Here is a 17690-nt window from a genome sequence, read left to right as displayed (position 1 = left end):
TTAAAAATTAATTGCACTTAATCTGATTTATATGTATTTTGCCGATGTTTTAAAAACTTGTTACTCGAATTTGTAAAGATCTTTTTAAAAACGCCCTTAATTTGAATTTGTTCTAACAAACCAAAATAGATACATATGACTAAACGACTACACTCCATTTTATTATTCTTTTCTATATTGTTTGTTTCTTCATTACAGGCACAAAGTATTGTGTTTCCCGATAACTCAGACGCTTTTATTTATGATGAGACTCAAATTAGTCAACTAGGGTTATTCGAACATAAAGAGATACTTAAAAAGAAAGTTTTTTCTTACGTGTCAAATGGAAGTCACGATGAACATGAGCACGATCTTCACATACAACCTTTGAATTTAGATAGTAGTCATATATCTCTAATCGATATCATTTCATCAGATGAAGGAGCTGATTTTAATTGTTCTGGAGGATTTTGTATGGATAAATCTCACTTCCATAAAAGAGGATTGACCTTGAAAAAACAGTTATTTGGTTATTTCATGAAAATTTCGTGCTAGTTCTTTAGTTTTATAACATTTTCAAATTCCTTTTTTATTGGGTAGTAGATATATTCGTTTACTTTTGTACCTAAAATAAGATAAGGATGACATTTTTAGAATTAGGAGTTCCTAAAGACTTAAATAAAGGTCTTAAAGAAATGGGGATTACCGTTCCGACTAAAATTCAAGAGCAAGCTCTTCCCATTTTACTAAATACCCAAGTAGATTTTATTGGTAAAGCCCAAACAGGGACAGGGAAAACTGCAGCTTTTGGGATTCCTCTATTGGCAAATATCGATGCTCAAAAGAAAGAGGTACAAGCATTGATACTATCACCTACTAGAGAACTTGGGCAACAGATAGCAAAACAACTTTTTAAGTTTACTAAATATACAGATAAAATTTTCACAGAATCGGTTTATGGTGGTGAAAAAATAGAAATTCAGCTCTCTAGATTAAAACGTCCTACTCATATCATCGTTGCGACTCCAGGAAGATTGATAGATCTTATTGAGAGAAAAGCAGTAGATATTTCCAAAATCAAAACCATCGTAATGGATGAAGCCGATGAGATGTTAAGTATGGGGTTTAAAAAAGACCTTACAACAATCCTTAGTAAAACCAAGGGTCACAGAAACATATGGCTTTTTTCTGCAACGATTCCATCAGCACTCCATGATATCATCAATTCTTATGTGGATAAAAATGCTGTTCGGGTTTCAGTAGATAAAAAAGATACCGTGAACAAAGGCATTGAGCATCATTTTGTAATTGGTGAGGAAGCGAACAAATTAGATACTCTTACATATTTTCTTAAGTCTCAAAAAAATCAACGAGGCATCATTTTTACCAAAACCAAAGCGGCTGCCCGAAAATTATCCAAACAACTGATAGCAAAAAACTATGAAGTTGGATTACTAGAAGGTGATATGACTCAAAAGGACAGAGATAAGGTAATGAGAGCCTTTAAAAAAGGTGCTCTCGAATTGTTAGTTTCTACAGATGTTGCTGCCAGAGGTATCGATGTGGCTAATTTAGCGTTTGTAGTCCATTATCAACTACCAGATCAGATAGAATATTATACACACCGAAGTGGTAGGACTGCAAGAGCCGGAAAAACAGGGCTTTCACTTGCATTAATAGTAAAACAGGAACTAAAGGTCATAAGAGATTTAGAAAAGCAGTTAGGCATAAGGTTTTCGCAGATTCGATAAAACCTTTATATTCTTTTTATTTTAAAAAAAAAAGAGGACTTAGATGTAAATCATTTAAAGTTCCCGTAATTGTAAACTGAAAAAGAAACAAAACATTAGAATACCCTGAAAACAGGGTGCTAGTTTTACCAAAAAACTAGGTAAGAAGGCTTTTCAAAATAGTGTACTTTTGATTGGTGAAAGTCTAGAATATTATCGTTGTTATCAAAAAAAGACTTCAATATCTAAGAATATTAAAATTTGTGTTGGGGTGTTTAATAATTTTTTGCTAATTACTGTGTTATTTATTTACTTTACGAAAAACCAACTTCATGCAAATACTAGATTATACATTATCTCCAAAAATAACTAATGCTATTCATATAGCACAATCTATTGCCAAAGAGTATCATAATGATCAGTATAATGCTGCTCATTTACTAAAAGCTCTTTTGCATAAGGACGTTGGACTCAAAGATTTTTTCAATCAAATTGATGGGGATATTTATTACTATGAGGAATGGTCTGAGGTGAGAATAGAAGCACTACCTAGAGTTGTGAATATACCTGATACCGTAAGCGGTGATAAATCAATTGAAGCTGTATTTAATGAAGCTGATACTATTAAATTGAAACTGGGAGAAGATGAAATCACTCCAAAGGCGGTTTTAATAGCATTGTGTACACCAGGTGTTGGGTTTTCTTATGAACAACTAAAAACGTTACCCTTAAAAGCTGATGAAGTTTTAATTGCCGCTACACAAGGGAAAGGAGCAACAATAAAAGGAGGTAAAGCTAAAAGCACAGCTTTGGGTACAGCATCATCCAAAGGTGATTCTGGTATCCTTGATGAATATTGTTTTGATAAAACTTTTGCAGCAAAGAATAAGCAATTAGATGATGTTTTTGGTCGGGATGCAGAGGTGAAAATGATTACAGAAATATTAGGAAGACATTCTAAACCTAATGTATTGATAACTGGAGAGCCAGGTGTTGGAAAAACGGTGCTTTTGGATGGTTTTTCAGAGGCAGTTGTTAACGGTAATGTTCCCGAAGGATTAAAAGACGCTCAGATTTATGAACTGGATTTTATTAATCTGGTATCAGGAGCTAGTTACAAAAGCGAGGTCGAAGATCGCTTTAAGAAAATCATTGTCGCATTAAAGGAATTTGACAAACCTGTGTTGTTAATTGATGAGATTAATAATCTAACCGATAAAAATAGTGGGAACCAAGGACTGGTTAATATCCTAAAATCAGAGTTAGCCAAAGGTGAAGTGACCTTCATAGCTACAGCTACTAATGACGCTTTTAGAAAGCATATAGAGATCGATGAGGGATTAGCCAGAAGATTTGAAATAGTATCGCTAGATGAACCCTCAGAAGAAGACGCGCTTACCATGATTTCCAATACCATCGATAAATATAAAAAGCATCATAACCTCGATATTATTGATGAGACGATTGCAGAAGCCATACGACTTTCTAAAAGATTTAATAAAGACAGGAGTCTTCCGGATGCTGCTATTGACCTTATAGATAGAACAATGTCAGCCTCTAGATATATGATTGAAACTACTGCCAATAATGTAGAGGCACTATTAAAGGAAGTAAAAGAAATCGGAGAGAAAGAATTAGAAGAATCCGAAAAAATATCATCTGTAAGTTGGATATACAATAATCTGAAAAGTAAATTTAGTTATCTCTTATTTACAGAATTGGGCGAGGATGAAATGGTTTTAGGCGAAGAGACTTTTGATAATTATAAAAGTAAGATCGTTTCTATTCTTGATCAATTTTTTAAGAAAGCTTCTGAAGAAAAAACATTGGTTGATAAAAACGATGTCTCTGCAACTATAGCTAATAAAACAGGTATTCCTGTGGGTAAGCTACAAGCGGATGAAAAGGAAAGATTGTTGAATATGGAAGATCATCTTAAAAAGAGAGTGATAGGACAGGATCATGCAATTAAAACGATTTCTGAAGCAGTGTTGGAATCAAGATCGGGCTTAAGTAAACCGGGATTACCCACAGGTTCTTTCTTTTTTACGGGACCAACGGGAACTGGTAAAACTGAGTTGGCAAAGTCATTAGCAGAGTTCTTGTTTCAGACAGAAGATGCTATTATCAGATTTGATATGTCTGAGTTTAAAGAAGAGCACTCTGCCGCGCTTTTATATGGGGCACCTCCGGGATATGTAGGTTATGAAGAAGGAGGTCTGTTAGTAAATAAAATAAGACAAAAACCGTATTCAATTGTGCTATTTGATGAGATCGAAAAAGCTCATCCTTCGGTGTTTGACATTTTTCTTCAAATATTGGATGAAGGAAAATTAAATGATAGACTAGGTAAAACAGGTGATTTCTCTAATGCTGTTATTCTGTTTACGTCAAATATAGGGAGCGAACATGTGGTTAAGTCATTTACCGATGGAGAAATACCTAAATCATCTGATCTTTTGGAGCTTATGTCCAGACATTTCAGACCAGAATTTTTAGGAAGACTAACAGAAATAGTACCTTTTGCTCCGATTACAAAAGAAAATGTAGTGAAGATTTTTAATATCCAATTAAAGGATTTACATAAAGCATTAAATAAACAAGAAGTAACATTAGAGTTAACCGAAGCGGCACAGGAATTTCTGGCATATAAGGGATTTACCCCCAAATATGGCGCGAGACCTTTACGAGGAGTTATCAGAACTGATCTCAGAGGTCCTTTGTCCAAAATGCTGATTACTGGTAAGATAGGCAAAGGGAGTAATGTAAAACTTGATGTTAAAGATGAAAAAATGGAGTGGTCATACGAATAAAGACGGTATGCTGCAATAAAATTAGTATATTTATAATTCACAATTTTTATTTAGAGAAAATATGGGCAATAACACATATGGATTAGGAGGGACAGAGGTAAAAACCGATGCCAGTGAAGCGATATTGGAAATCGGACAAAATAAAACACTTCTTGTTCAAAAATTAACACAGGATCAACCAATTAAACCACAAATAGTGAGTGGGTTGACATCGATCGATCATGTATTTGAAAACTACAAACCAGAAGTAGAAGTAGAATTTGAAGATGCTGATGGAGTAGAAAGTAAAGAAATGCTGAAATTTAACCATTTAGGAGATTTTGGTAAAAAAGGAATTATAAACCAGAGTAAGTTTTTAAACGATTTGGATACTGAAAAAGATCAGTATCTTAAAGTTGTAAAACAGCTTAAATCCAATAAGATCTTAAAAACTGCCTTAGCAGATCCTGATGCAAAACAAGCATTAATAAGATCCATAGAATCATTATTAGCAGAATTACAACAAGGTTAAAAAGATAAAGCACAGAATACATGGCAGCAGGAAAACAAGCTCAAGAGAGCGTTAAAATAGAAAATCCGGCAAAGGAACTAAAGATAAATGAAGAAAAATTAGCCAGATATGGTGGATTTGATCTTTTAGAAGCGTGCATAGATGACGTTCAGAATATGAATCCGGATCGTAAAGCGCGTAAGAAGATTTTTCTAACAGAATCCACAAAGAAATTAGAAAGGGCTAAACTTCAAAAAACGTTAGAGATTTGGAGAGATATTTTATCATCTTCTGATGATATATCAGAAATGGTAGAGGAATCGGAAAAACGTTCTGCAATTGCGGGTAAATCTTTAGAGAAAAATTTAGGTGCGGCTCTAGAGCAAACCAGAGAATTAGAGCAGTCTTATAGGTCTGTAGCCCTATTTTTTAAGAATACAGAATCTCAAAAGGTTAAGAATATTAACATCATGAATGCAGAGCTTGAGCAGCTTAAGGATTTGGATAATACCAGATTTATAGATGCAATTGAAGAGGAATTAGTGCAGGGGTATGATCGTCTTGATTTGAGAGATAATTATGGTTTATTGGTGATTCCGGGATATCTTGGTTCTAATAAGGTAGTAGAAAAATGGGCAAAAATTGCTCACGAAAATAAAGTAATGATGATTACTGATTTTGAGCACCTAGATGAACCAGATGATGTTATGGAGATGTTTGAAGCTGCCAATCTAACTGGTGGGGACAAATATAGATCCAACGTCATGATGGCTTGTAACTGGTTGGTAGGACGAGGTAAACACGATGAGGTTGGAGAGGAAGATGATCTTTTCGTTCCACCTTCTAGTGCTTTGGCTGGTCAAGTATACAGAACTTTGATGTCACAGGTTGCCGCAGGTAAGAAACACGGAGGAATTAATGAAGTTGATGGCGTTCGATTCGATTTGAAGAAAAGTGAAATCGCTCAACTAGAAAAACTAGGATTAGTACCTATGGTTAATGAATATGGAAAAGTAATGGCTTTTTCTGCTAAAACCTTATTTAATGGAGACAATCTTGGTTTACAAACGTATTCTGTGGTAAGGGTTTTCGATTATGTGACAAAGGTATTAATGGATTTCTTGAACAGAAGAGCATTCGAAAACTTTAACGCCAGAACCCGAAAAGAATTGATGGGTCAAATAGTAAAATTCCTTGATGGAATAACCGGTCCCGATCAATTAATAGAGGACTTTTCAATTAAGCGCTTCGAGCAAGATCCTAATCAAAAGGATAGAGTCTATTTAGATATTCATATGAAACCTTATTTCCCGGCAAAGAACTTTATGATCAAAATGGATGGTCAAAAAGGAGATGATGGGACAGATTGGGATTCTGATTATGAGCAACAATAAGAACAATGAAAATTAATTTCTAAATATAGGCGAGCGTTACTTTGTAGCGCTCGTTTTTTTATGTTATCCTGGACTTTACCCCTGAAATAGCAGACAGTAGTTTTTCAAAATTGACAGGTTTCGAAAAATATTTATCAAAACCGATCTTCAGAAATTTTTGGGCATCGCCTGGCATGGCATAGGCCGTTACCGCATATATAGGAATATCTTTTAAGGCATCCAGTTTCTTAAAACGCCCTAGTAATTCGCAACCATCCATTTGATTTAGGCCTAGGTTAATATCTACCAGTATTAAATCAAGAGGTGTTTGCTTCACAATTTTTAAAGCTGATGAACCGTTTTCTGCAATCATTACATTCGATCCGTTTTTGGATAGCATTTTATTCATCACCATTGCATTGATTTTATTATCTTCTACGTAAAGTATATTCATATATTTCTTGGGATTGTAATGATAAACTCTGTTCCACGATCTAATTTACTAATAACTTTAATTTTTCCACTAAGGATTTCGATATATCTTTTGGATAAGCTTAAACCAATACCGGTGCCTTCATACTTACGACTTAATCCTATGCTTTCTTGAATAAAAGGATCGAAAATTTTTCTTAAATTTCCTTTCCCGATCCCAATTCCCGTATCTTTTATTACGATCTTAATACTCTTTTTCTTTGCTTTTATTTTTACAATTACTTTCCCTTTACTAGTATACTTAATCGCATTATGAATGATATTATTTATAGCGGTATGAAAAATATCCTTGTCAATGATAGCAGATGGACAGCTCTCATCTAATTCCAAAATATATTTTAGATTTTTAGAATTTGCAAAATGGCGGTATTCACGGTATGAGGTTTCTACCGTATAGTTTACATCAACTTCAACTAGTTTAAGATTTTTTTGAATAGTTTCTATCTCACTAAAGTGAGACAAGTTGTTTATGGTAGTAAGCAAACGCTCTTTACTTTCGTCTAAATAAGTGGCTAATTTCTTACGTTCCTTAGGATTTTCTTCACCAAGAAGAAGTAGATTGCTAATGGTCATAATGCCATTAAGCGGAGTTCTGATTTCGTGGCTAAAATTTGATAAGATATTTGATTTTAAGCTACTTAATTCCTGCTCTTTTATGTGTGCTTCTTTTATAGCGTGTTCTGCTAATTTTTGTTCAGTAATATCGTGAAAACTTACAAGTACACTATTAATGTTGTTTTCTTGATCTTTAATCGGAGTGTATTTTGATTCTAGCCATTGAATAGAACCTTTGTGCATGATTCTTTCGATTTCTTTTTTAACAGTATGCCCTTTTAAAGCTTCATTAAATTCGTGTGCAAACGTATTTTTGAAATTAAGAGGCATTACGTCGATAAAACGACAAGGGGTTACTCTTGGATCTATTCCAAAATCTCTTTTAATGATCTTTATCGAATTTTCATCTGCCATTAAAATTTTTCCGGCTGTGTCCAGTAAAATAGTATAAGCAAATCCATTATTAATCATAGCTAATAATCGACTTTGGTTTTCTGCAATCGTACGTTCGTTTATTTTTTTCTGTTCTACATCTATTAGGTTACCGACCATACGAATGGTATCTCCTTTTTCATTTTTTTTTCTATATCCGTATATTTCATAGTGACGATATCCTCCATCCAGATGTTTAAGTCGGTAGTAGTTAAAATAGTGATTTCCGGGTTTTTTAAGATTTTCCAGATGTCTTTCTACTGCTTGATCAACATCGTCGGGATGGATCATTTTTCTGAAGGTTTCTTCAGGTACAAAATCCTTTCTGATCGGTAATCCTAACATTTTTCTAAAATCTAAGCTATAAAAGACCATATTTGTTTCTATCAAATGATCAAATAAACCTGACCTTATACCTTTCAGCGCTAGTTTTTTGGTTTCTTCATTATGTTTTAATTGCTCTATATACTTGTGTTGTTCTGTTACATCAGAAAAGCTTCCGTTTATAAAAATAACCTTGCCATTGTGAAGCACGGGTTCTGCAATAACTCGTATCCATTTTTCTTTTCCTTTTTTAGTTATTAGTCTGTCTACATAATCGTAAGGAGTCCCTGAATTTATTAGAGTATCCCAATAATTTTTGATCTTTTCCCTGGATTCTTTGGGATAAAATAAGAGAGCTTCCGGCATCGTTATAGGAGTTCCCTGTTTTAAATCATGAAGCCGATAGCACTCCTTAGAAAAGTATAGTTTATCATTAATAGGGTCAAAATTCCAAGCGCCGGTTTTGGTTAATCTGGATAGCGATTTTAAAAAATTATGTTCCTCATTTTCCTCTGTCACATCTATTCCAGTCGCATAAATTTTGTTTTTATGATAAACAAGGTCAAATTTTAGGTATAAGATAGCATCAGAAACTAAGGTTGCGAATCCAAATGTTTTATTGAGGTTTGATTTACTATTATAGAGTTCAGAAATCGTTTCTTTGAATTCTGATTCATCTTCATCCAGTAAATATTTGTAGATAGATTGTCCAATAATTTTATCTATTGGTAATAAAAATACGACTTCACAACGTTTATTAACTTTAAGAATATTTCCTTGATCATCTAAAATAATGAGAAATAATAAAGTTTTTTCTGTTAGAAATTCAAATTCGTCCGCTGTAAATGCCATATGTCTAGTAGGTAATTCTATTCTTAAAGTTACAAAAATGATTTATATAAAGAAATACGGTTTTTTGACTTAAAAAATTGTAGTTACTACTAAAGTCTTGGCAAAATGATTTTATAAAAAAAGAAGATATTTAACTTTTTGATTTTCTTATGTATCTATATCCTAGAATGAATACACCAAACCCAATAAGGATATACAATCCATAGGTTTGTAAGAAAGAAGTACCTTTTGTAGATAACAGTAACGGTGTTTCTTTGTTGTATAAAATAGTTATCCTATCACCTTCTTCATCCAAGGGCCCAATAAAAGGAATATGTAATAATTTAACTGTGCTAGTAAGACTATCGCCTTCTAATGTTTGATATGCTACAGTTGCAGTAGCCGAGGAACGACGACTTTTAATTTTAAAATTTATTTCTTTTATTACAGCTTCGGTCTCAATATAGGCTGAATTACTTTCCTGGGTAATTCCTAAAAAAGGTATATAAAGCAAAAAAACAGCTATGTAATAGGATTTTAGATTTTTCATTGATGGTTATTAGAACTCTAATATACTACATAGGATATAGATTTGGAAATCATATTTCATCAATCAAAATAAGCTCGCATACTTCCTCCATATTTTTTATCCAGATTTTCTTTACTATCAAAATGCACCGGAAAATCATTGAAAGATATGTAATTAAACAAATCATGTTTTTTAATTAGGTCATATAAGGATTTCTTGATTCTATTTGTTGTTCCGTTGTTAGCCGCATCTTTTAAATCATTTTCTGTTTCTAAGAATATAATCAAACAATAGTGATACGTTATAAATGAAAGTAAATTGAGCTCAGGAAATTTATTTCTTATAATTTTTTCTCCCTTTTCTTTATAAATTATTTTTTGCAAACAAATACTTTTAAAGGAATCTGAAAAATTATCATAAACTATAAATAGAGATTGTGTATCATATTTATTTTGAAGATTAAGTTCATTCACTAGTGAAATGAACTTTTTTAATATGGATAGTTTTTTGATTTGATTTTCTGTGAAACCGTTTTTGTTTAGCAAAACATTTTGATCTTCGGGATGCTCAAAGATTATGGTTAGTCTTGGTGCATTTCCTCTGTATTCAATAGGAGTTTCATATACTGCAGTAAGCGGGGCTATTTGATAGGTAGAGGTTATCCATTGTATCAGTTTCTGCATTATGAATAATGGAATACTTTTACCTTGTTTTGTGTTGTATGCTTGGAGATAGGTTTTGCTATTAGGGGAAAGCATTGTTATTTAATTTAACTCTAAAATAACATTTTTATACCTCATTTCTACAATCAGTGAATTTACGTTTTGCGGCTTCTAGGAGTTCATTCATAGCTTACTTCCAGAATTTTTGAAGTTGAGGATATTCTCCAAACCAGAATTTTAAAGCCTCTTTATTGATTCCATCTTTACCTAACCAAAAATCAACCGGATAATTCCAATCTGAGCTGTGTGTTTTAGAAGGGGCTGTTGCCAAATTGATATATTGATTTAATAACCCTTTATGTTCATCGGTTTCCAGAATGCTGTAATATCCTAAAGTTTCGAGCAAAGCCTGTCTTTGTTCAGTATTGGACTTGAAGCCTTTTATTTTAGATATTTGTTTTTGAACTGTCTTCTTAACGGTTTCTTCACTATCTGCATTTATCAATATTTCTAAAATCTCCGAAAATATTCTGTAATCTTCTTTAGTTGGGGTCGCAGTTTCCAATCCATTTGTTTTATTCAAATAGAAAGAATAATCTAATAACTGAAAACCGGTTAAACCACCAACATCTTCAAATGATTCTTCAATCAATTCAATGTCTGATTCTATTTGTTGATAATTGGAACATATTTTACACGGTGATATTCTAGAAGATTTCTGGCCCTCTCTAAGCTCGAATTTATGTTTAGGAAAGCTTTGAAGAATAGCTAAAACAGATAAACCACTACGATATTCAGTTTTGTTAGAATGTAAACTAGATAAAAATAGGGCAACATATTTTTCTTTATTAGCATTTTTGAATTCAACAAAAATGCTTTCTATTAATTCATCATGATTGATGAACTCGTTTTCCAGTAATTTATTTATGTTCATAATTATTTACATCCTAAATCTTTAAATTCTAATTCATCTAATGAAGGTAATTGACTAGGTTCTCTCCTTGGCTATTGCTCCTGCCAAAAAAAGCAGACGCAAATCTATATCTATTTATTTAGAACTGTGTCAAGATGCACCGAAGATTATAGTCAGCACTATAGAATGAAAGTCGTCTAAACAGATTTCAAAATATGTGTTATTATTTATTCCTTCCTCTTTGAGCACCGGTAATCTCAATAACCTCTTCAATGGTGTGAGTATAATGTTTTTTATTGGGATGAAAATTAATTTGCTTCAGTGTTTTTGATGCTATGAGAGGTTCCATATTTCCATCTTCACAGTGAAAGAAATTTATTTTATAAAGACTGTTCATATCTCTGATAAAAGACAGCGAAGCAATGTTGTCGATAAAAATTTCTTCTATTATGCTATTTTCGGATAAGCAAGAAAAATCAGAAAGTTGGTTGCATTTTTCTATATGCAAAATTTTAAGATCAGTTTCTTTCGTTGCTTCAATTTTATTTAATTTATTATTATAAGCTAGCTTTATTTTTTTTAAATTCTTTAGATAATTTAATCCTTTTAAATTTTCAAGTTTTGAAGATTTGTAAATATGAAGTTCTTCAAGAGAATTTAATTCTTGAAAAAATGCGAGATCTATTTTAGAATAACCTCCAGAGATGACCAATTTTTTCAATTCTGAAAGCTTTTCTAAACCTGTTATTTTTGTTGAAAATAGAACGCCAAGTTCCGTTAATTTTGGAAATTTGGAAACATCAAGTTTGAAATTAATTTTATCATTTATAAAAAGCTTTTGAAGGTTTACGAGGTTATATATTGAATCTAAATTTTCTATTATTTCTAGTTTGCCATTCAAACCACTAAATGATAAAATTTTTAATTGATGAGCTATTCTATCAAAAGCATTAAAATCTATGGTTTGTTTTTCTTGACCGTAGGCTCCTCTTAACTGAATTTGAAATAGATTACTTTGTTTGGTGAAAAAATTAATTCCTGCTTCGAAATCATTTGCATCAATACTTATATATCGACCGTTATTATTTTCTCTAATTGTGAAATCCATAAATTTATTTACACTTTACACCTTTTACTTTTTTATACTCTGCCTCAAAATCATCTGCATTCTGAATAACTTTTTTATACAATGCGGGATCATTTGCTTTGGCATCAGCTAATTTTTTCTTTCCAGGTGAATTAATTGCATTATCAAAATCAGTATCAGAAACTGCATTATGTCTATCCATCAATTCGGCCTCAACCATTAAACCCATATCATTACTACCATAATCCACATGTAAACCTTTCGTAGCATTAGCCTCACCACCAATGCGTTGTTTCATTGAAGTTTTCATTCTATTCTCTGGTCCTTTACCTACATAAGAAGTAGTTCCATCAGTAAAGAAATAAGTTCCAGTAAGTCCAAATTCATCAACCCAACTATTGGAATCATTAACATATAAGTAAAAATTAATCTCTCTAGATCTTAATCTTATCGGATCCTGACTAATATAAACACCTTCATTAGGCGAATAATACCTAAATCTATTATAGTATAATCCTGTCTCTACATCTTCATACTGACCGGGGTACCTAAAAGGACAATCATCCAAAGAACCTTTTACAAGTTTACGTACTTTTCCATAAATATCATACTCTACCTGCCAGGTTTTTTCTCCCTGACTGTTGTACATTTCTACAGGTGTGCCGAGATAGTCGGTAATGATAGAGTAGGAGTCATTCTCTGTAATCTTGGCTGCAGGTTTAAAGGTGCCTTCGTCAAATACCCAGGTAATCAGATTTTCTATAGGTTCCGGCTTACTTTCTTTAAGCATACCGTATTCGTCTACGACCAGTTCGGGTCTGTCTTTCAGCGCGTAGTTCCATTCGTGTATGGGTACGTTGCCGTCCCATACGAATCTTGTTATTTGTTTATTGGCCTTCGACAGGCTCAGGCTGACATCCGTAATTTTAGCAGTGCGGCGGCCAAGTGCGTCGTATTCAAATTCGGTTGTTTTGTTATCTGGCGAGGTTACTGACCTTAGCATTCCGTTGCCATACCATTCGTAATCCCAGTTTCCTTTGGTAGTAATTTTGGTAATTAGATTCCCTTCGGCATCGTATTTAAATTTCTTTCCGTCTGCTTCTAATAATTGTCCACCGGTTCCATATTTTCGGTCTCCTTTTCCTTTGGTTCTGTATAAATTACCTACTTCATCCGGTAATTTATAATCAAATTGTTTGTTTTCGTATCGGGCACTAGCCAGGTTATTAAACTCGTCATAGCTATAGGCTACGGTTCCGCGTGTTAATTCATCGACCATTTTGGTAAGTCGATCGTTTACATTCCAGGTATAGGTGCGATGACGCATTTCTCTGTTTCCTGCCGTTACTTTATGTTGGATAGGTCTGCCTGCGTGATCATATTCGATATGATTGATAATTCCTCCGGGAAGTATTCTCTCTACTTCCATACCGAGACTGTTGTGGGAGAATTGGGCGTTCCAAACCCTATTTGCCCCTTTGGCATCTTCCTCTTGAGAAGGGGAAGAACTATTAGCATTTATCTCTTCGATGAGTCCAAGTTTGTTTCTGGTCAGGGCGATGTTGGCTCCCAGGCTACTGGTGATGTTGGTTCTGTTGCTTAACTTATCATATTCGCTTTCTACCAAATGACCATCCTGATTTTCTGCAATGATGCGTCCGGCAGTATCTCTAATGAGTTGTACCCGACTGTTTTCGTTAACAGCTTCGATTAAGTTTCCCTTCAGGTCATAGCTATAGGTTTCCCAGGTACCATCACTATGTTCTGCTCGGGTTATTCTTCCATTCAGGTCATATTCGTACTCTGTGTATTTATCGTCTGGTCTGTTTACTTTGATCACTTTTCCTGCGCGATCCCTGTCATATTTTCTGGTAAGCCCATCAAAACCAATCTCTCTAATGATTTCACCTTTTTCATTTCTGGAAAATCGATAAAACTCATTGTGTTCATTGGTAATAGTATTCAGTTGTTCTTCGGTATCGTATTTAAAATACACTTTGGCACTATTTTCTTCACGCATCTTTAGACTTCCTAAAGGAGTGTACTCAAAGTTGATTTCACGATTCTTTTGATCAATTGTTTTGATTACCTCATCATAGGCGTTGTACTGAAGCTTAACAATATTAGTATCCGCCTGACGTATTTGATAAATACGATCTAATTCATCATAAAAGAATTGTTGTTGGTGATCTTCTGAGTTTCTGGTATGCAAACATCTTCCCCAGGCATCATACTCCCAGTGGGATTCGGCTCCGTTGGGTAATGTAAGTTTATGCAAATTATGATCTTCGTCATAGTCCAGATAGGTTCGGTTTCCTGCATTGTCCCTTACTTCGTGAATTAATCCCTGCTCATTATATTCAAAAGATGTTACTCCGCCATCCAATCCAATGACTGCGTGTAAACGATCATTTTCAAAAGTTCTTACTACAGAACCTCCGGCGGGATCTTTGGTAAGTACCAATCGATCTTTTTCGTCATAAACAAAACCAATCACAGAACCATCCGGTTGATGTAAACCTGTTAAATTTCCACGCTCGTCATAGCTATATCCGGTGATGTTTCCTTCTTCGTCGATATCTCTGTAGGGTTCCATAAATGGAGTATATTCGTGAAATATATGATCACCCATAGGATCTGTAACCTGAGTACAAAGATTGAGGTTGTTGAAGTAATAGATGCTTTCCTGACCTAGTGAATTGGTCACGATATTATATCCTTCATTGTAATCGATTGTACCGGATAATATTCCACCGTCTCCCCAGGTTTCTATACATTTAGCACCCGTTGTTTTTCCGTCATATTTCCAATAAAATGCTTGGCCATTACGATCGGTTTTCTTGATCATTAAATGGTTTTCATATTCCATTTCCGTGGCTTGATCTAATGCATCGATGATGCTAATTAAATCTCCATCCTGATTATATGCATACTGCACCAATGTTCTGGTTTCTCCTTGATGCGTAGCAGTGATTTTGGTAACTCTGTTTGCTGAATCCAGTTCCAAATCAATTCTTCTGCCGGCAGTATCAATAATTTGCTCTAATTGATATACTGCGTTATACACGAATTGAATTTCAAAACCTTCTGGGTTTCTTAAACTTGTTGGCTTATATAAAGTGTCTGTATATTTTGTAAAGGTATTGGTTTGCTGTGATTGGTGATCTGTTACTTCGTAAGTTTTTCCATCTACAAAAGTCAGCGTTAGTTTTTCGGTTCTGTTGTAGGAAGATTCATTTTCGGTAACCAATAATGGAAAAGAAGTAATTCGTCCGTCCGGTAGGCGCATTACTACAGCATCTTCATCATAATCAATATGCAAAGCCAAGTCATAGTTGCAATGCATTCCGTGGCCCATGATTCCCTCATATTCAGAATCAGAATACCAGTTACGTTCCCAGCGAATAGGTATTTGCCCGGCGATGCTAAAATCTTCTCCTTCATACACCATACGACCGGTCACCAAGTCTACCGGTTCGAATCCCATTTTACACATCTTTTTACTAAGACCTTGTGTTGCAGGAAATTTTTTTAATACTTTATGATTTAGTTTTGTCAATCCTTTTCCGGCACCTTTCATCAATGCTCCAAAACCATAGGACATTACCAAAGCCATTAGCATTCCCATCAAATCCGGAGCATACGGTCCACCAACGTTTACTGGTTTACCCATCGGTAGAGGAATACTCATAGATGATGGTAAGTATAAACTTGGTATTGGCTTCATTTTCTTACCTGGTGTTAATGATAAGGGCATTCCGATATCATTACACGTCATTGTCATATATCCGGCAGGAGTGAAGTAAGCGTCTTCGGCACTAACCTTGGTACTTCCGAAAAAGTTCATGGAGTCGTGACCGATCATTGGCGCCATAGCAAACGGGCCGCCCATAGGTATATGAACTACCGTACCGATCATTCCTGCGGTACCACTATTTCCTTTTGGAACACAATTTACATTCACCGTTGAGCCAATAATAGGAACATAGTCCATAGGATCTACTACCATACCGATATAAGGATGCGGAATAGGCACAGGTACTCCTGGCGGAATAATAACAATGTGGATGTCAATTCCGATAACCGGGGTAAAATGTTTACTTGCTAATAACATAACTAGAACCAGTTTAATATTGAAAGACTCTTTTTCTCCATTTCTTTTCGATGTTCTTCTACCTTTTCTCTCCAGCCTTCCCCTTCAATCTCATTCATAAAAGCAAGTATAGAATTACATTCATCTTTATCTCCGTTTTTTTCATTGATATTGTAATAGTCAGCGGCTATATATGCCATACAGGTAGACTTAATCATTTCTGGAGCAATCGTCGTTCCGAAATGATATGCGTTAGTGATGATATCAATATATCTTTGTTTATCTTTCTTTTTTATTACATTATATCCCAACCACCAAGCAGTTAGTGCTTGAGGCCCAAATCCGAATTCGATTGAAGTATCTGCTTGTTTGCAAAACAAATCTGCAGCCTGAGTTTTATCTTTTTGTAATTGCTTACAGCTGGCCTGATATCCATAACTCTGAATAATGATGGGTTTACACGTTTCTTCTCCGGCTACTAATCCTTGTTTAGCAATTGATAACCCCTTTTGTAGCAGCTCTTCTATAGCCTTATATTCCTTAAAGCTAAAGAGCATACCTGCATATATAACGTGTGCTGTAGCAAAAGCCGATTTATTACCGGATTTTTGTGTGATCATTAATCCTTTTTTACCCCAACTATGCAGCCTGGAAAGTTTTTTTTGTGTTACACTTTTAGACATTTCGATCATACATTGTCTAAACTGAACTTCGGGATCATTTGGATCCCCCGCAGATGCAATTTTATTGATGGCTCCTTGTAAATCTAAAGGAACAGCCAGCGATGTAGCTATGTCACGGTGGTTTTTGATGATCTGATCAAAATATCGTTCTTCGACATAATCAAAAAACATAAGTCTTACTTTATCAGGAAGTCCAAGTTCTACAATAACATTAATCCATTTACCATATTCTTTGGTGTCTGATACAGAATAGGGGTATAGTGAAAGGACAAGCGGTACTTGTGGATTTGGCATTGCCTTCTGAAATGTATTTAACATTTCTAGAAGTAATACGTTGTAATCTGAATTTTCGTTTTCAAGTTTCTTTTCAAAATCAGCAACGTTCCAGTCAAACGTGAGGTTTCTTGATTCGAGATCCTTTTGTAGGTTTTCATCTTTTTTAAAAGTCTCGATCCAGTCTTTCACTAAATTTTTACTATGTATTTCTTTATTTTCAAAAGCTGTTAATAAAACAATAGGAACATCAGGTAAACCTCCATTTGGTGTAGACTCTAGCCGCAAAAAACCTTCGTACAATCTAGCTTGATCAGGTTTGATGAGCCATCTGACCAACTGGATATGATTGTTAGGTGATACCTCATCAATCCATTTTTGTTGAATTGTGGTTACTAATTGTGCTATGGGATTATGTTCGTTGTTCATAA

Annotated in this window: 13 protein-coding genes; 5 read left to right on the top strand and 8 right to left on the bottom strand. The window is 34.3% G+C overall.

Features of this window, described 5'->3' with window-relative positions; translation table 11 throughout:
* Positions 1 to 135 precede the first annotated feature (135 nt).
* The 5 genes from ACE94K_RS18365 to ACE94K_RS18345 all read left to right on the top strand — a co-directional run bounded on the left by ACE94K_RS18365 (position 136) and on the right by ACE94K_RS18345 (position 6406).
* Positions 136 to 534 carry a hypothetical protein gene (locus ACE94K_RS18365; RefSeq protein WP_378175787.1) on the top strand — a complete coding sequence of 133 codons (399 nt, stop codon included), beginning with the start codon at positions 136 to 138 and terminating at the stop codon, positions 532 to 534.
* A gap of 86 nt (positions 535 to 620) precedes the next feature.
* Positions 621 to 1730 (top strand): DEAD/DEAH box helicase, encoded by a 1110-nt coding sequence (locus tag ACE94K_RS18360; RefSeq protein WP_378175784.1) that lies wholly within the window; start codon positions 621 to 623, stop codon positions 1728 to 1730.
* Positions 1731 to 2041: 311 nt separating this feature from the next.
* Entirely contained in the window at positions 2042 to 4522 is a 2481-nt protein-coding gene (locus ACE94K_RS18355; RefSeq protein ID WP_378175781.1) for an ATP-dependent Clp protease ATP-binding subunit, read from the top strand.
* 61 nt (positions 4523 to 4583) lie between these two features.
* Positions 4584 to 5033 carry a hypothetical protein gene (locus tag ACE94K_RS18350; protein WP_378175778.1) on the top strand — a complete coding sequence of 150 codons (450 nt, stop codon included), beginning with the start codon at positions 4584 to 4586 and terminating at the stop codon, positions 5031 to 5033.
* A 20-nt stretch (positions 5034 to 5053) separates the two neighbouring features.
* On the top strand, positions 5054 to 6406 hold the full coding sequence (locus ACE94K_RS18345) for a DUF5458 family protein (RefSeq protein ID WP_378175775.1): 1353 nt from the start codon (positions 5054 to 5056) through the stop codon (positions 6404 to 6406).
* Between the two features lie 58 nt (positions 6407 to 6464).
* On the opposite strand, the gene ACE94K_RS18340 is transcribed toward ACE94K_RS18345, so the two are convergent.
* From ACE94K_RS18340 to ACE94K_RS18305, 8 genes are all read right to left on the bottom strand, one after another.
* The gene (locus ACE94K_RS18340; RefSeq protein WP_378175773.1) at positions 6465 to 6839 is read right to left on the bottom strand and encodes a response regulator; all 375 of its coding nucleotides are present in this window, start codon (positions 6837 to 6839) and stop codon (positions 6465 to 6467) included.
* On the bottom strand, positions 6836 to 9040 hold the full coding sequence (locus tag ACE94K_RS18335) for a PAS domain-containing protein (protein WP_378175770.1): 2205 nt from the start codon (positions 9038 to 9040) through the stop codon (positions 6836 to 6838). Before ACE94K_RS18335 ends, ACE94K_RS18340 begins: the two co-directional genes overlap by 4 nt.
* Positions 9041 to 9170: 130 nt before the next feature.
* A complete protein-coding gene (locus ACE94K_RS18330) occupies positions 9171 to 9569 on the bottom strand; it encodes a hypothetical protein (protein ID WP_378175768.1) in 399 nt (132 codons plus the stop codon).
* Positions 9570 to 9628: 59 nt separating this feature from the next.
* The gene (locus tag ACE94K_RS18325; protein WP_378175765.1) at positions 9629 to 10306 is read right to left on the bottom strand and encodes a hypothetical protein; all 678 of its coding nucleotides are present in this window, start codon (positions 10304 to 10306) and stop codon (positions 9629 to 9631) included.
* 94 nt (positions 10307 to 10400) lie between these two features.
* Positions 10401 to 11144, bottom strand: a complete 744-nt coding sequence (locus tag ACE94K_RS18320; RefSeq protein ID WP_378175762.1) for a hypothetical protein — start codon at positions 11142 to 11144, stop codon at positions 10401 to 10403.
* Between the two features lie 202 nt (positions 11145 to 11346).
* Positions 11347 to 12231 carry a hypothetical protein gene (locus tag ACE94K_RS18315; RefSeq protein ID WP_378175759.1) on the bottom strand — a complete coding sequence of 295 codons (885 nt, stop codon included), beginning with the start codon at positions 12229 to 12231 and terminating at the stop codon, positions 11347 to 11349.
* A gap of 4 nt (positions 12232 to 12235) precedes the next feature.
* Positions 12236 to 16324 carry a DUF6531 domain-containing protein gene (locus ACE94K_RS18310; protein WP_378175757.1) on the bottom strand — a complete coding sequence of 1363 codons (4089 nt, stop codon included), beginning with the start codon at positions 16322 to 16324 and terminating at the stop codon, positions 12236 to 12238.
* A 2-nt stretch (positions 16325 to 16326) separates the two neighbouring features.
* The gene (locus tag ACE94K_RS18305; RefSeq protein ID WP_378175755.1) at positions 16327 to 17688 is read right to left on the bottom strand and encodes a hypothetical protein; all 1362 of its coding nucleotides are present in this window, start codon (positions 17686 to 17688) and stop codon (positions 16327 to 16329) included.
* Positions 17689 to 17690 lie beyond the last annotated feature (2 nt).

Origin of the sequence: Aquimarina besae, assembly GCF_042434905.1 — a bacterium.
Classification (GTDB): domain Bacteria; phylum Bacteroidota; class Bacteroidia; order Flavobacteriales; family Flavobacteriaceae; genus Aquimarina.
This window is presented reverse-complemented; position numbering and strand designations above follow the sequence as displayed.